At 65.5% G+C, this 15976-nt stretch carries 10 protein-coding genes and 1 pseudogene; 1 reads left to right on the forward strand and 10 read right to left on the reverse strand.

The window, feature by feature from the left end; genetic code table 11:
* The 7 genes and pseudogenes from VEI45_RS15810 to VEI45_RS15840 form a co-directional block, all read right to left on the reverse strand.
* A pseudogene (locus VEI45_RS15810) lies at nucleotides 1–618 on the reverse strand (DNA alkylation response protein); the annotation flags it as partial.
* 47 nt (nucleotides 619–665) lie between these two features.
* Complete coding sequence (locus VEI45_RS15815) at nucleotides 666–1511, reverse strand: alpha/beta hydrolase family esterase (protein ID WP_324854813.1); 846 nt, start codon at nucleotides 1509–1511, stop codon at nucleotides 666–668.
* A gap of 12 nt (nucleotides 1512–1523) precedes the next feature.
* Nucleotides 1524–2279, reverse strand: a complete 756-nt coding sequence (locus VEI45_RS15820) for a deoxyribonuclease IV (RefSeq protein ID WP_324854815.1) — start codon at nucleotides 2277–2279, stop codon at nucleotides 1524–1526.
* 196 nt (nucleotides 2280–2475) lie between these two features.
* The gene (locus VEI45_RS15825) at nucleotides 2476–6426 is read right to left on the reverse strand and encodes a DNA-directed RNA polymerase subunit beta' (RefSeq protein WP_324854817.1); all 3951 of its coding nucleotides are present in this window, start codon (nucleotides 6424–6426) and stop codon (nucleotides 2476–2478) included.
* A gap of 41 nt (nucleotides 6427–6467) precedes the next feature.
* Nucleotides 6468–9995, reverse strand: a complete 3528-nt coding sequence (locus VEI45_RS15830; protein WP_324854819.1) for a DNA-directed RNA polymerase subunit beta — start codon at nucleotides 9993–9995, stop codon at nucleotides 6468–6470.
* Nucleotides 9996–10382: 387 nt separating this feature from the next.
* Complete coding sequence (locus VEI45_RS15835) at nucleotides 10383–11456, reverse strand: ABC transporter ATP-binding protein (RefSeq protein WP_324854830.1); 1074 nt, start codon at nucleotides 11454–11456, stop codon at nucleotides 10383–10385.
* A 131-nt stretch (nucleotides 11457–11587) separates the two neighbouring features.
* On the reverse strand, nucleotides 11588–13114 hold the full coding sequence (locus VEI45_RS15840; protein ID WP_324854821.1) for a carotenoid oxygenase family protein: 1527 nt from the start codon (nucleotides 13112–13114) through the stop codon (nucleotides 11588–11590).
* Between the two features lie 77 nt (nucleotides 13115–13191).
* On the opposite strand from VEI45_RS15840, the gene VEI45_RS15845 reads away from it, so the two are divergent.
* Complete coding sequence (locus VEI45_RS15845) at nucleotides 13192–13887, forward strand: TetR/AcrR family transcriptional regulator (protein WP_324854823.1); 696 nt, start codon at nucleotides 13192–13194, stop codon at nucleotides 13885–13887.
* 53 nt (nucleotides 13888–13940) lie between these two features.
* On the opposite strand, the gene rplL is transcribed toward VEI45_RS15845, so the two are convergent.
* From rplL to VEI45_RS15860, 3 genes are all read right to left on the reverse strand, one after another.
* Nucleotides 13941–14333 (reverse strand): 50S ribosomal protein L7/L12, encoded by a 393-nt coding sequence (rplL, locus tag VEI45_RS15850; RefSeq protein ID WP_324443508.1) that lies wholly within the window; start codon nucleotides 14331–14333, stop codon nucleotides 13941–13943.
* A 33-nt stretch (nucleotides 14334–14366) separates the two neighbouring features.
* On the reverse strand, nucleotides 14367–15014 hold the full coding sequence (rplJ, locus tag VEI45_RS15855; protein WP_324854826.1) for a 50S ribosomal protein L10: 648 nt from the start codon (nucleotides 15012–15014) through the stop codon (nucleotides 14367–14369).
* A gap of 248 nt (nucleotides 15015–15262) precedes the next feature.
* Nucleotides 15263–15886: a DUF2867 domain-containing protein gene (locus VEI45_RS15860; RefSeq protein WP_324854828.1), complete on the reverse strand. Its 624-nt coding sequence runs from the start codon at nucleotides 15884–15886 to the stop codon at nucleotides 15263–15265.
* Nucleotides 15887–15976 lie beyond the last annotated feature (90 nt).

Raw genomic sequence — 15976 nt, forward strand, 5'->3', positions numbered from 1 at the left:
GGTCAGACTGTAGGTGCCGTCGGCGTTGCGGGTGGCCTGGGTGGTGCCGGCGCGGACATCGGAGCCGCCCTGCTTTTCGGTCATCGACATGCCCGCGGTGAGCCCGGGCTTTGTCGCTGGCACCGTGAGTTCCGGGTCGTACTCGCGACTGCTCAGCAACGGCTCGTAAACCGCCGCCAATTCGGGGTTGTAGCGCAGCGCCGGAATGACAGCGTAGGTCATCGAGACCGGACAGGTGTGTCCGGGCTCGACGTTCCAAACCGACATCTTGGCCGCGCGCACCACGTGCGAACCCGGCCGGTCGTCGGCCCACGGCGCGGCGTGCAGGCCGTGCTCGATCGCGGTGCGCATCAGCTCGTGGTAGGCGGGGTCGTACTCGACCTCGTCGATGCGATGGCCGTAGCGGTCGTGGATGCGCAGGATGGGCCGGTTGCGGTCGGCCAGTTCACTCCAGCGTTGCGCCTGCTTGGACCCGGAAATCGCACCGACCGTGGTCACCTCGTCCAGGCCCCACTGCCCGCCTTCGCGGATCAGCGCCTCGATGAGGGCTGGGGAGGATGCCGGGTTGTGCTCCTCCAGCGGCGGGACCTGGTTGGTGACGACATGAGTATCTGGCATGCCGCCAATATTACATTTTTTCTACAACCGCACAAGACGTGTAATGCTCAGCGGGGATGGGCGGCGAAGAATTCCCAGAGCTTCTGGGTGGCGAAGCCGGGCCACTGATGGCCACCGCCGTCGACGGTGATCAGCACCACGCTGCGATTCGCGGGGCATCCGGCGGTCGACGTGGTGACCTTGCCGCTCATGGTGTCGGCCGGGGCGCCACAGTGATTGACGTTGCGCCAGAACGCAGCGACATCCGGCGCCGACGGTCCGTTGATGTGCGCCACGCCGGCACCGCGCCCGCCGTTGTAGGGAATCAGGCGATCGGCCGTGCCGTGGATATGCATGACCGACGCCGGATGCGGAGACCGACACTGGTTCAGCTGCGTCCCGGCGACCGGGCCGATCGAGGCAAAGATGGCCGTCTCGCACGCCAGCGTAAGGGACATGATGGCGCCGTTGCTCATACCGGTGGCGTAAACCCGGGAGGTGTCGATGCTGACGTTGCGTTCGATGTCGGCGACCGCCGCCGTGATGAAACCGACGTCGTCGACGCCCTCCTTTGCGGGCCGGCCGCAGCAGCCGCCGCCGTTGACGTTCCAGGCCCGGTTGAGGCCGTCCGGGTAGGCGACGATGACTTTCGACGAGTCCGCCAATCCGTCCCACCCATAAGACCTTTCGGCTTGTGCGCCATTGCCGAAGCCGCCGTGCAGCATGACCACCAGCGGGGCAGATGCGGGCAGTCCTTTTGGCTTGTAGAGCCGGTAGGTGCGGTTATGTCCGCTGACGCTGATCGTGTGCACGCTGGTGCCCTCGACGAAACCCGACGGCTTGGCCGCGTCCCTGCCGAAGCAGCCCGCGGTTAGCAGTGCAACGCCGAGAACTGCGACGAGCCGCCCGACCATGGCAGACGTTTTTCAGCTCAGCCGCTCACGTAAGAACGCGATGTCGTCCTTGCGGCCCTCGTCGGCGGTTTCGCAGATAACCGGCGCACCCGCGGCCCGGACCACCGCCACCAGCAGCTCGGGATCGATCTGCCCGGTGCCGAAGTTGGCGTGCCGGTCGCGGCCCGAGCCCGCCGAGTCCTTCGAGTCGTTGCAGTGCACCAGGTCGATGTGGCCGGTGATGCCCTTGATGCGGTCGACGGCGTCGACCAGCGCCTCGCCCGCCGCCCAGGCGTGGCAGGTGTCGAGGCAAAAGCCCATACCGGTGTCGCCGATGTGGTCCCAGAGCCGTCCGATGGTGTCGAAATGGCGGGCCATTGCGTGGTCTCCGCCCGCGGTGTTCTCCAGGTAGACGGGAACTTTGGTCTGCAATTGGTCGAGCGCCTTGCGCCAGCGCCGGAAACCTTCGTCGAGGTCGCTGTCTTCGGCGACGTGACCACCGTGCACGATCACCGCGGCAGCACCGATCTCGGCCGCCGCGTCGCAGGTGTCCTGCAAGATCTTGCGCGACGGGATCCGCACCCGGTTGTTCGCCGACGCGACGTTGATCAGATACGGCGCGTGCACGTAGATCGGTAGGGCCGCGGCTTTGAGCTGCGCGGCGTCGTCGCGCGGCTTGGGCGCCTTCCAGCTCTGCGGGTTGCCGAGGAAAATCTGGACGACATCAGCATTCTCGGCCTCGGCCGCGGCCAGTGGATGCTGCGGACTGACATGTGAACCGATGAGCACGTCGGCCAGTCTAGTGGCTGGCCAAGCTGTGGCGAGCAGACCCAAAAGCACTCGACACGCCGAACGTGGCGGGAGCTTTTGCGTCCGCTCGGCCCATTAAGCAGGTGGTAGTTCATGCGGTCCACAAGGCCGACGGTGTAAAGGATGGGTGCGCGAGCAGTCCCCGCAAGCGGGGGACTGCTCGCGCTAACGAAGGTTACCGGTAATCGGAGTAGCCGTAGTCGTCCAACGGAACCGCAGCACCGGTGGCCTGGCCGAAGTCCGGGCTGTAGTACTGATCCTCGTAGGACGGGATCGTGTACGCCGCGGCCCGGGCCTCCTCGGTGGGCTGCACCTGGATGTTGCGGTAGCGGTTGATACCGGTACCGGCCGGGATCAGCTTCCCGATGATCACGTTCTCCTTCAGACCGTTGAGCTTGTCGCTGCGGCAGTTGATCGCCGCATCGGTCAGCACTCGCGTGGTCTCCTGGAACGACGCCGCACTCAGCCACGAGTCGGTGGCCAGCGACGCCTTGGTGATACCCATCAACACCGGGCGACCGGCGGCGGGCTCGCCGCTCTCGGCCACCACCCGACGGTTCTCGGCCTCGAACTCCGCGCGGTCGATCAGCGAGCCGGGCAGGAACTCCGTCGAGCCCGAGTCGATGATGGTCACCCGGCGCAGCATCTGCCGGACGATCACCTCGATGTGCTTGTCGTGGATCGACACACCCTGCGCCCGGTAGACCTCCTGGACCTCCTTGGTGAGGTGGATCTGCACCTCGCGGGGGCCCTGCACCCGCAGCACCTCGTGCGGGTCGGCGGAGCCTTCCATCAGCTGCTGGCCCACCTCGACGTGGTCGCCATCGGTCAGCAGCCGCTCGGTACCGTCCTCGTGCTTGAACACCCGTAGCCGTTGCCGCTTGGAGAGCTTGTCGTAGACGACTTCCTCGCCACCGTCGTCGGGGACGATGGTGATCTTGTAGAAGCGCTCGCCCTCCTCCAGACGCACCCGTCCGGTGACATCGGCGATCGGCGCCTTGCCGCGCGGCACCCGGGCCTCGAACAGCTCCTGTACGCGGGGCAGACCTCCGGTGATGTCCTCACCGACACCACCCTGGTGGAACGTGCGCATGGTCAGCTGGGTGCCTGGCTCACCAATCGATTGCGCCGCAACGATACCGACCGCTTCACCGATGTCGACCAGTTTGCCGGTGGCCATCGACCGTCCGTAGCAGGTCGCGCAGACCCCGGTGCCGGTGGTGCAGGTCAGCACCGAACGCACCTTCACCTGCGTGATTCCGGCTGCCAAAAGCGCGTCGATCTCCGGGTCGCCCAGGTCCTCGCCGCGCGCGACGACGACGTTGCCTTTCTCGTCGACTGCGTCGGAACCCAATGTGCGTGCATACGCGGAGGTTTCGATGAACGGGTCGCGGATCAGCGTGCCGTCCGGCTGACGCTCGGCCAGTTCGACGGTGATGCCGCGCTCGGTGCCACAGTCGCGCTCGCGCACGATGACGTCCTGCGACACGTCGACCAGACGACGGGTCAGGTAACCCGAGTCTGCGGTACGCAACGCGGTGTCCGCCAGCCCCTTTCGCGCGCCGTGGGTGTTGATGAAGTACTCCAACACGGTCAGGCCTTCACGGAACGACGACTTGACCGGCCGCGGGATGAACTCACCCTTCGGGTTGGTCACCAGACCCTTCATGCCGGCCAGCGTCCGGGTCTGGGTGAAGTTACCGGTGGCACCGGAGTCGACGATCGTGATGATCGGGTTGTCGTCGGGGTAGTGCTCGCGCAACGCCTCACCCACCTCGTCGGTGGCTTCCTTCCAGATCTCGACCAGCGCCTCGTTGCGCTCGCCGTGGTTCAAAGCGCCACGCTGGAACTGCTTTTCGACCTTGTCGGCCCGCTGCTCATAGGCGTCGAGGATCTCCTGCTTGCCCGGTGGCACCAGCACGTCGGCCATCGACACGGTCACACCGCTTCGGGTGGCCCAGTAGAAGCCGGCGTCCTTGAGCTTGTCGACGGTCTGGGCGACCACGATCATCGGGTAGCGCTCGGCGAGGTCGTTGATGATCGCCGCCTGCACCTTCTTGTGCATCTGCTTGTTCACGAACGGGTACCCCACCGGCAGCAGCTCGTTGAACAGCACTCGACCCAGCGTGGTCTCAGCAATCCAGGAATCGCCCGGCTGCCAACCGTTTTGGCCGAACAACTCGGTCTCCGTCTCGACCGGCGGGCGCAGCTGAGTCAGCCGCACCTTGATCTTGGCGCGCACGCTCAAAGCACCGCGGTCCATCGCCATGATGGCTTCGGCCGGCGAGGCGTACACCCCCGACTCCGGGCGGTCCTTGGCGGCCGGCTGGTATTCGCCGTGATCGCCGGGAATCTCGGTGGTCAGGTAGTACAGCCCGGTCACCATGTCCAATCGCGGCATGGCCAGCGGACGGCCGGATGCCGGCGACAGGATGTTGTTGCTGGACAGCATCAGGATGCGGGCCTCGGCCTGCGCCTCCGCGGAAAGCGGCAGGTGCACGGCCATCTGGTCACCGTCGAAGTCGGCGTTGAACGCCTCACACACCAACGGGTGCAGCTGGATTGCCTTGCCTTCCACCAGCATCGGCTCGAAGGCCTGGATGCCCAGCCGGTGCAGGGTCGGTGCGCGGTTCAGCAGTACCGGGTGCTCGGCGATGACCTCTTCGAGCACATCCCACACCTGCGGACGCTGACGCTCCACCATCCGCTTGGCGCTCTTGATGTTCTGCGCGTGGTTGAGATCGACCAGCCGCTTCATCACGAACGGCTTGAACAGCTCGAGTGCCATCAGCTTGGGCAGGCCGCACTGGTGCAGCTTGAGCTGCGGGCCGACCACGATGACCGAACGGCCCGAGTAGTCGACGCGCTTACCGAGCAGGTTCTGGCGGAACCGACCCTGCTTACCTTTAAGCAAGTCCGACAGCGACTTCAGCGGGCGATTGCCCGGCCCAGTGACCGGACGGCCCCGACGGCCGTTGTCGAACAGCGCGTCGACCGACTCCTGCAGCATCCGCTTCTCGTTGTTGACGATGATCTCGGGCGCGCCGAGGTCGATCAGCCTCTTGAGCCGGTTGTTGCGGTTGATCACCCGGCGGTACAGGTCGTTGAGGTCGCTGGTGGCGAACCGGCCACCGTCGAGCTGCACCATCGGACGCAGCTCCGGCGGGATCACCGGGACCGCGTCGAGCACCATGCCCATCGGCGAGTTGGACGACTGCTGGAACGCAGCGACCACCTTAAGCCGCTTCAGCGCGCGAAGCTTCTTCTGCCCCTTGCCGTTTCGAATGACGTCACGCAACGAGTCGGCCTCGGCTTCGATGTCGAAGTTCTCGATGAGCTTCTGGATCGACTCCGCGCCCATGGCACCGGTGAAGTACTCGCCGTAGCGGTCGACGAGTTCCCGGTAGAGGTTCTCGTCGACGATCAGCTGCTTGGGAGCCAGCCTGGTGAAGGTGTTCCAGATGTCCTCGAGCCGGTCCAGCTCGCGCTGTGCCCGGTCGCGGAGTTGGCGCATCTCACGCTCGCCGCCATCGCGAACCTTGCGCCGCACATCGGCTTTCGCGCCCTCGGCCTCCAGCTCGGCCAGGTCGGCCTCCAGCTTCTGTGCACGCACCTCCAGGTCGGCGTCGCGCTGGTCCTCGACCGCTTTGCGCTCGACGACAATCTCGGCCTCGAGCGTGGACAGCTCGTTGTGGCGCATTTCCTCGTCGACGCCGGTGATGACGTAGGCGGCGAAGTAGATGATCTTCTCGAGGTCCTTCGGCGCCAGGTCGAGCAGGTAGCCCAAACGCGAAGGCACGCCCTTGAAGTACCAGATGTGGGTGACCGGCGCGGCCAGCTCGATGTGGCCCATCCGCTCGCGACGCACCTTGGCACGGGTCACCTCGACGCCACAGCGCTCACAGATGATGCCCTTGAACCGCACCCGCTTGTACTTGCCGCAGTAGCACTCCCAGTCGCGAGTGGGTCCGAAGATCTTCTCGCAGAACAGGCCGTCCTTCTCCGGCTTCAGCGTGCGGTAGTTGATCGTCTCCGGCTTCTTGACCTCACCGTAAGACCATTGCCGGATGTCGTCCGCGGTGGCGAGGCCGATGCGGAGTTCATCGAAGAAGTTGACGTCTAACACGTAACTCCCTTTCCCCTTGCGGGTGTAGTAACAAGAAAAACTTAAGCCAAATCCTCAACCGAGGCAGATTCGTTGCGGGACAAATTGATTCCCAAGTTCGCGGCCGCGCGTTCCAAGTCCTCGTCGTCGCCGTCACGCATCTCGATGGCGGCGCCGTCACTGGACAGCACCTCGACGTTGAGGCACAGCGACTGCAGCTCCTTTAGCAGCACCTTGAACGACTCGGGGATGCCCGGCTCGGGAATGTTCTCGCCCTTGACGATCGCCTCGTACACCTTGACCCGGCCGACGGTGTCGTCGGACTTGATGGTCAACAGCTCCTGCAGCGTGTACGCCGCGCCGTAGGCTTGCATGGCCCAGCACTCCATCTCCCCGAACCGCTGGCCACCGAACTGCGCCTTACCGCCGAGCGGCTGCTGGGTGATCATCGAGTACGGGCCGGTGGAGCGAGCGTGGATCTTGTCGTCCACCAAGTGGTGCAGCTTCATGATGTACATGAAGCCGACCGTCACCGGGTACGGGAACAGCTCGCCACTGCGGCCGTCGAACAGCACCGCCTTGCCGTCGCTGTCGACCAGCACGTTGCCGTCGCGGTTGGGCAGCGTCGAGGCCAGCAGGCCCTGCAGCTCCTCCTCCTTGGCGCCGTCGAAGACCGGGGTCGAGACGATGTTGTTCGGCGCGGCGTCCAACAACTCCTCGGGCAACCGCTGGGCCCAGTCCGGGACACCGCCGGCGAGGTCGATCTTCCAGCCGCTGTGGGCGCACCAACCCAGATGCGTTTCCAGGATCTGGCCGATGTTCATGCGTCGCGGCACACCGTGGGTGTTCAAGATGATGTCCACCGGCGTGCCGTCCGGCAGGAACGGCATGTCCTCGACGGGCAGGATCTTGCCGATCACGCCCTTGTTGCCGTGGCGGCCGGCGAGCTTGTCGCCGTCGGAGATCTTGCGCTTCTGGGCCACGTAGACACGGACCAACTCGTTGACGCCGGCGGGCAGTTCGTCGTCGTCCTCGCGGGAGAACACCCGGATGCCGATCACCTTGCCGGACTCGCCGTGCGGCACCTTCAGCGAGGTGTCGCGGACCTCGCGGGCCTTCTCACCGAAGATCGCGCGCAGCAGCCGCTCCTCCGGGGTCAGCTCGGTCTCACCCTTGGGGGTGACCTTGCCGACCAGGATGTCGCCGTCGCGGACCTCGGCACCGATGCGCACGATGCCGCGCTCGTCCAAGTCGGCCAGCACCTCGTCGGAGACGTTCGGGATGTCCCGGGTGATCTCCTCGGCGCCCAGCTTGGTGTCGCGGGCGTCGATCTCGTGCTCCTCGATGTGGATCGAGGTCAGCACGTCCTCCTCAACCAGGCGGTTGGACAGGATGATCGCGTCCTCGTAGTTGTGGCCTTCCCACGGCATGATCGCCACCAGCAGGTTCTTGCCCAGCGCCATCTCGCCGTTGTCGGTGCACGGCCCGTCGGCGATCACCTGACCAGCCTCGACCCGCTCACCAGCGTCCACGATCGGACGCTGGTTGGCGCAGGTCCCGTGGTTGGACCGGGCGAACTTGCGCATCCGGTAGGTCTGCCGGGTGCCGTCGTCGGCCATCACCGTGATGTAGTCGGCCGACACCTCCTCGATGACGCCGCCGTTGTCGGCGACGACGACGTCGCCGGCGTCGATCGCGGCGCGCAGCTCCATGCCGGTGCCCACCAGCGGTGCCTCGCTGCGCACCAGCGGAACCGCCTGGCGCTGCATGTTGGCACCCATCAGGGCGCGGTTGGCGTCGTCGTGCTCGAGGAACGGGATCATCGCGGTGGCCACCGACACCATCTGGCGCGGCGAAACGTCCATGTAGTCCACCTCGGATGAGGACACGTACTCAACCTCGCCGGCCTTCCGGCGAACCAGCACGCGGGCCTCGGTGAACCGGCCCTCCTCGTTGAGCGGCGAGTTGGCCTGCGCGACGACGTGGCGGTCTTCCTCGTCGGCGGTCAGGTACTCGATCTCGTCGGTGACCACGCCGTCGACCACCTTGCGGTACGGCGTCTCGATGAAGCCGAACGGGTTGACCCGCGCGTACACCGACAGCGAACCGATCAGGCCGATGTTCGGGCCTTCCGGGGTCTCGATCGGACACATCCGGCCGTAGTGGCTGGAGTGCACGTCGCGGACCTCCAGCCCGGCGCGCTCACGCGACAGACCACCGGGGCCCAGCGCCGACAGCCGGCGCTTGTGGGTGAGCCCGGACAGCGGGTTGTTCTGGTCCATGAACTGCGACAGCTGGCTGGTGCCGAAGAACTCCTTGATCGCGGCGACCACCGGGCGGATGTTGATCAGCGTCTGCGGTGTGATCGCCTCGACGTCCTGAGTGGTCATCCGCTCGCGGACCACGCGCTCCATCCGGGACATGCCGACCCGGATCTGGTTCTGGATCAGCTCACCGACCGTGCGCAGCCGACGGTTGCCGAAGTGGTCGATGTCGTCGGTCTCCACCGGCACCTCGACGCCGCCGGGGACGGTCATCGAGGTCTGCCCCTCGTGCAGGCGCACCAGGTATTCGATGGTGGCGACGACGTCCTCTTGGGTCAGCGTCGTCGACGTCGTTTCGGCCGGCTTGTCGCTCAAGCCAAGCTTCTTGTTGATCTTGTAGCGGCCGACTCTGGCCAGGTCGTAGCGCTTTTCCTTGAAGAACAGGTTCTCCAGCAGGGTCTGCGCGGACTCCTTGGTCGGCGGCTCGCCCGGGCGCAGCTTGCGGTAGATGTCCAGCAGCGCCTCGTCGGTGCCGGCGGTGTTGTCCTTCTCCAGCGTCGACATCATGATCTCGGAGAAACCGAACCGGTCCCTGATCTGCTCGGCCGTCCAGCCCAGCGCCTTGAGCAGCACGGTGACCGGTTGACGACGCTTGCGGTCGATGCGCACACCCACGGTGTCGCGCTTGTCGACGTCGAACTCCAGCCACGCACCGCGGCTGGGGATCACCTTGACGCTGTGCAGCAGCTTCTCGGTCGACTTGTCGATGCTCTCGTCGAAGTACACGCCCGGTGACCGGACCAGCTGGCTGACCACCACACGCTCGGTTCCGTTGATGATGAACGTCCCCTTCTCGGTCATCATCGGGAAGTCGCCCATGAACACCGTCTGGCTCTTGATCTCACCGGTGTTGTTGTTGATGAACTCGGCGGTGACGAACAGCGGCGCCGCGTACGTCATGTCCTTGTCTTTGCACTCGTCGACAGGGGCCTTGACCTCGTCGAACCGTGGATCGGAGAAGGACAGCGACATCGAGCCGGAGAAGTCCTCGATCGGCGAGAGCTCATAGAGCACCTCTTCGAGGCCACCGACCGGCTTGGCCTCTCCTGTGCTCTCGCCGCGGGCGATAGCGGCCTCGCGCCATCGCGGTGCACCGATCAGCCACTCGAACGAGTCGGTCTGCACGTCCAGCAAGCCGGGCACCTCGAGTGGTTCACGCAGCTTGGCGAAGGAAATTCGGTTAGGCGCCCCGGGAACGGAGCTGTAAGAAGAGGTGGAACCTAAAGAACCTTGTGGGTTTTTCTTGCTCTGGCGGGAGACTGCCAAGATGCGTCCTTCCAGCACCTCGTGCGACTAACGGTGCCGGCGTTCACCGGGCCTGTTCGCCGCTATAACTTGTCGGTTCGGCTGGCGGACGAACTGTCCGGATCTCACGCACGCAGCTAGGTTGCTGAGCCGAAAACGGGCTCAGGCTGGGACCACGGTGTCAGATGGCGGGTGAGGTGGGCAGGAAGCAGCCAGCGCAACGTCCAACAATAGCGCAGGACTGCGCATTCCTCAACTACCGTGCCCGGAAATCTCGGCGCTGGCTGGCGTCTGGATCTACCCGTTCACGCATGCTGCCCAACAGATTGGCCCCTTCGGGCGCTTCCGTCAAGAGGTGACGCGCCAAGTTGGTGGATCAACTCCTTCCGGGCAGGCCTATCGAGGCGGTCAGTATCCGCGTTGGGTGGGGATCCCTGCGGTGTCGGCGTCCTCGTCGCGGTGCCGGCCGCTGACGGCGTCGTAGTCGTGGATGGGGTATTTGCCTGTGCCCTCCAGCGAGTCGAGGATGGCTTCCTGGGCGTTCTTGGGCAGCAGGTGCAGGTTCTCCCGCACCCGGGCCTGCCGACGACCGACGGCCTTGCGCTCCGGCATGCCGGGGGTGGCCAGGATCTGCGGCGGCACGCCCTCGATCTCATCCACACCGCCGTCGTGGTGGCCGGCCTCCAGGTGGGCCTGCTCCTCGGCCATGGTGGCCTCGTCCTTTTCCTCCGACATCCCGATCGGCCCGATCCGACGACCGTTGAGGAATTGGCGCACCACCGGCTCGTCGCTGGTCAACAACACCTCACGGGGACCGAACATGACCAGCTTGCGGCGAAACAGCATGCCCATGTTGTCCGGCACCGTGCGGGCGATGTTGATGTTGTGCGTCACGATCAAGGTCGTGCAGTCGATCTGGGCGTTGATGTCGATCAGCAACTGGCTCAAATACGCGGTGCGCACCGGGTCCAGACCCGAGTCGGGCTCGTCACACAGGATGATCTGCGGGTCCAACACCAGCGAGCGGGCCAACCCGGCGCGCTTGCGCATACCACCGGAGATCTCACCGGGGAACTTCTTCTCATCCCCGCCCAGACCCACCATCTCCAGCTTCTCCATGACGATGTCACGGATCTCGCCTTCCTTTTTCTTGGTGTGCTCACGCAGCGGGAACGCGGTGTTGTCATACAGGTTCATCGACCCGAACAACGCGCCATCCTGAAACATCACCCCGAACAGCGTGCGGATGTCATACAGCTCCTTGGCCGAGCACTCGGTGATGTCGGTGCCATCAACGACGATCGACCCGCGCTCCGGGCGCAGCAGCCCGATCAGCGACTTCAAGAACACCGATTTACCGGTACCCGACGGGCCCAGCAGCACGCTGACCTCGCCCTGCGGGATGTCCATCGTGACGTCTTCCCAGATCCGCTGGGCGCCGAAGGACTTCGTCAGCCCCTCAACCTCGATACCGATACCCATCCGAAACCCTCTCACCGACGTTGCTCCGCAGCCCAAGCGCAGCTTGTGGCATGAGTCACTGTAGCGCACTGGTAAGGAAGGAGACGCCTTGTGCGGCTATCACCACAAAATCATGATCGGCGGCGATTTCATCACTCCCGCGGCGACCAGTTGCCGTGAAAGCCCATCGGCACTCGCTGCGGGAGGTGGACGGTGGCCACCGATTCACAGGTCTGGGCGTCGAGCAGCACCAACTGGCCCTCGTCGCGGCCTCGGTGATAGCCGTAGCCGATCAGGATGCCGTCATCCTCGGCAGCATCCTGCGAGGCGGCGGCGGGACGCGGCACGAAGGACATTTCGCCGATCAGCAGCTCGGGGTCGAGCGGAGCAACCATGCTGGATCCGGTCGCGAAGTCGTGCTTGTACAGCGATGTCGACATTTGAGTTCTGCCTGAGTCGAGGAAGCCGCCCTTGATGCCGACGGTGTAGCCGAAACGATGCCGACCACCGAGCCGGGTCTCGTTGATCCGGGGGAACTCCTGCGCACGGTCGTCGCGGCATTCGCTGCTCACCGCTCCGGTCGCCAGGTTGATCGTCCACCGGTCCAATGTGGGCGTGCTCTCGCCCGGCCCGCGCCGGTCGCGGTCGAACATCCGCTGGTAGCGAACCACGTCGAGCACCAGCACCTCGCTGCCGCCCCGGACTTCGGAGTAGGCGTTGAGCGGGTGGTAGACGTAGCAGGGTTCGATGTCGAACCATCGCACTGGGGCTTTTCCGGCGTCACCGCCGGTCTCGCGGGGCATCACGCCGATGCGCGCCGGGTATTTGGGGTTCCACGCGTAGGGCAGCCGGTAGGCCTGGCGCTCTTGGCGATTGATCATCGCCGCGATCGGCCCGGGTACCCGGACGCGCCCGATCACGGACTGCATCACCAACCGGGCCGGCAGTTGCATCCACCCGGGCATCTTTGCCGGCGCCAGCTGCATCGGGTCGAGCGTCACCGGCAGGTCGTAGAGCACCACATATTTGTCGGTGAGCGAGAAGTCGTGCATCATCGGCGACCCCGACACCTCGATGTCGACAGTGCGGCGAGCGTGGCCGTGAGTGTCGATCACCGAGTACTGGACCGTTCGACCGCGCGCGAAGGAATAGGACACCGCGTGCAATTCGCCGGTTCTTGGGTCACGGTGCGGGTGAGCGGCATAGCCACCGGTCAGGGTGCCATCAAAGTCGCAGGGGCCGACGGTGTCGAGCTCGTCGGTGAGTTCGTAGTTGGCCACGCCGCCTTCGATGAGAGCGAGGGTCTTTCCTGCGTGGGCCAGCACGTTGGTATTGGCGCCGAGGGACTGCATTCCGGCACGCAGGTTGGGGGTGGCAGCAGCCGGCTCACCGAGGGCCGCCCGCACACCCGCGCTGCGGACCCAGCGGTTGCGGTACCAGCCGGCCCTGCCGCCGTGTAGCGCCACTCCGTGCACCATGCCGTCGCCGCTGAACCAGTGATAGGTGGCGGGGTCGACCTCTGCGACGGGGTTAGGCCCGTTGCGCAGGTATCGCCCGTCGAGGAATTCGGGGATATGGCCGGTGACCGCCAGGTCGGTCGCGGTCACCTCGGCGCGCACCGGCGCCAGGAAGTCATCGAGGTAAGGGTTCGCCGGTGCGGTGGTGGCTGCGGTGGTCACTTCGGGCTCCTAGCTGGTATAACATTGATATTTCACTGTTATATACAATGTAGGCGGGCTGTGTCAAGATGTCAGCGATGAGACCAGGGACTTCACAGACCGAGCGCGACGTGCGTGCCGAGTTGCTGGCCGCTGCCGTGGCCATCCTCAACGAGGAGGGCCCCGATGCGCTGCAGACCCGCAAGATCGCCAGCGCCGCCGGGACGTCGACGATGGCGGTGTATACGCATTTCGGCGGCATGCCCGCGCTGATCGCCGCAGTCGCCGAGGAGGGTTTGCGCCAGTTCGATGCCGCAATGACGATGGCGCCGACGTCGGACCCCGTCGCGGATCTGATCGCCACCGGGATTGCCTACCGGCGCTACGCCATCGAGCGTCCGCATATGTACCGGCTGATGTTCGGCAGCACCAGCGCACACGGCATCAACGCGCCGGCACACGACGTCCTGACCTTGTCCGTGGCCGAGATCAACGACCACTACCCCAGCTTCGCGCATGTCGTGCGCGGCGTGCACCGCTGCATGCTGGCGGGCCGAATCGCGGGCGGCTCAGAGGATTCGCCTCCTGACGACGCCACCGTGGTGGCCATCGCCGCTCAGTTCTGGGCGTCGATTCACGGCTTCGTGATGCTCGAACTCGCGGGCTACTACGGCGCGCAGGGCAGCGCCGTCGGACCGGTGCTCACTTCATTGAGGACGAATCTTCTTGTTGCGCTTGGCGATTCGCCCGAGCAGGTGCGAAAGTCGCAGCTCTTGGCGGTGCAGCCGCGCTGAGTAGACGAAACCCCCGGAGCCTGAAGCGGCTCCGGGGGCAATCGATGAGTCGACTACTTGACGGTGACGGTGGCGCCGGCGGCCTCGAGCTTGGTCTTGGCCTCCTCGGCAGCCTCCTTGGGGGCCTTCTCCAGGACCGGCTTGGGTGCGCCGTCGACCAGGTCCTTGGCCTCCTTGAGGCCCAGGCCCGAGACGATCTCACGGACAACCTTGATGACGCCGATTTTCTTGTCGCCGGCGGCCTCCAGGATGACGTCGAACTCGGACTGCTCCTCGGCTGCCTCGGCGGCCGGCGCCGCGCCGCCAGGAGCGGCGGCGGCGACGGCGACCGGAGCGGCCGCGGTGACCTCGAAGGTCTCCTCGAACTTCTTCACGAACTCCGAGAGCTCCAACAGGGTGAGTTCCTTGAAAGCGTCGAGCAGTTCGTCGGTGGACAGCTTGGACATGGTGTGGGTCCTTCCTTGGTGGTGGGTTTGGGGTTATTCGGTGGTTTCGGCGGGTATTTCGGCGGGGGCCTCAGCCGCTGGCGTTTCGGCCGTCTCGGTCTCTGCTGCCGGAGCCTCGGCGGCAGGAGCCTCGGCGGCTGGGGCCTTGGTCGGAGCCGCAGCCTCTTCTGCGGCCCTCTTCTCCTGCAGTGCGGCAGCGAGCCTGGCCACCTGCGAGGCCGGTGCGTTGAACAGCCCGACCGCCTTCGACAGGTTGGCCTTCATCGCCCCGGCCAGTTTGGCGAGCAGCACCTCGCGCGACTCCAAGTCGGCGATGCGCTCGACTTCGGCGACGGTCAGCGGGTGACCGTCCATGTAGCCGCCCTTGATGACCAGCGCCTTGTGCTCCTTGGCGAAGGTCTTGATGGCCTTGGCGGCATCGACCGCCTCGCCGCTGACGAATGCGATCGCGGTGGGTCCGACGAACAGTTCGTCGAGCCCCTCGACGCCCGCTTCTGAGGCAGCGCGCTTGATCAGCGTGTTCTTGGCGACCGAGTAGGTCGCCGAGGACGCCAGTGACCGGCGCAGCTCGGCCAGGTTGGCCACGGACAGCCCGCGATACTCGGTGATCACGGTGGCAGTCGAAGCCCTGAACTGCTCGGCGATGTCTGCAACGGCGGTAGCCTTGTCAGCCCGGGCCATGCAACCTCCTTAGGGGTCCTGAAACGGCCTAGCCCAGAAATGACGAACGCCCCGACGCAGGAAGCGGTCGGGGCGTGAACATTGCGTCGGCGCGCGCCGACGATTGCTTGGCCTCGTCCTCCTGCGTGGGCCGCCGGGAATTCCCGGACCTTCAACCGATTACTCGGTGACCGACGGTCTTCGGTGGATCGGCAACCACAATAGCGCGGCCCACCGCGATCAGCCAAAACGATGCCGCGAGTGGTCACTCACCGCGCCGGCTGGCGGCGATTCCACGCTCGTTCGATCTGGCGCTCGAGGGCGGGATAGACGATCAGGTACCGAAACGGCTTGATAAAGGCCATGTAGGCCTCGCCGAATCGGCCGCGCGGCTTGACATAAACGGCCATCTGTCCCTGGTGGCGGCCGTCGCCGCGGTCGGCCCAGGCCAGGTGCAGCACCCCGTGGACGGTGCGGTTCGAGATCTCGGCGGCGAATTCGTTCGCGGTCCGGTAGAGCGGCACGAAGGGCGAATTCTCGAACTGAACAACGTCGGCGGTGCCGCGCAGGTCGGCCGGCAATCGCTCGGCGAGCGAGTACTCGTGCGTCCCGGGAATGGGCAGCCGATCGTCGGCGTCGGCCGGCTTGGCGACAGAAATCCGGCCCATCGCGAACCACGCACCGAGGCGATCGCGCAAGCCCCACAGCAGGCGCGTCGGCAAGGATTTCGCCTTCGCCGGGTTGAACTTGGCGGTCATCTCGACCGCGGCGGCGAAGTCGTCCGATCCCCCACCGACCAATGGCAGGGTCCAGACATCCTCCAGCGTGAAGTCGGCGACGACGGTGTGGATGCGCCATGGCTGCGCCAGCTGTACCTCGTTCGGGACCCTCACGGCAGCTCCTTTATACGGCTACGTACAAACGGTAGCCGCGCCGTCGTATTCGGTCAATACGCCGCCGTATAATACGGTGCCGTGCCAGCG

The organism is Mycobacterium sp., assembly GCF_035623875.1.
GTDB lineage: Bacteria > Actinomycetota > Actinomycetes > Mycobacteriales > Mycobacteriaceae > Mycobacterium.

Bases quoted from the DNA above. Each gene is read 5' to 3' on its own strand.
- VEI45_RS15815 (WP_324854813.1), bottom strand. From the start codon at position 1,511: ATGGTCGGGCGGCTCGTCGCAGTTCTCGGCGTTGCACTGCTAACCGCG.
- VEI45_RS15835 (WP_324854830.1), bottom strand. From the start codon at position 11,456: ATGGGTATCGGTATCGAGGTTGAGGGGCTGACGAAGTCCTTCGGCGCC.
- VEI45_RS15845 (WP_324854823.1), top strand. From the start codon at position 13,192: ATGAGACCAGGGACTTCACAGACCGAGCGCGACGTGCGTGCCGAGTTG.
- rplL (WP_324443508.1), bottom strand. From the start codon at position 14,333: ATGTCCAAGCTGTCCACCGACGAACTGCTCGACGCTTTCAAGGAACTC.
- rplJ (WP_324854826.1), bottom strand. From the start codon at position 15,014: ATGGCCCGGGCTGACAAGGCTACCGCCGTTGCAGACATCGCCGAGCAG.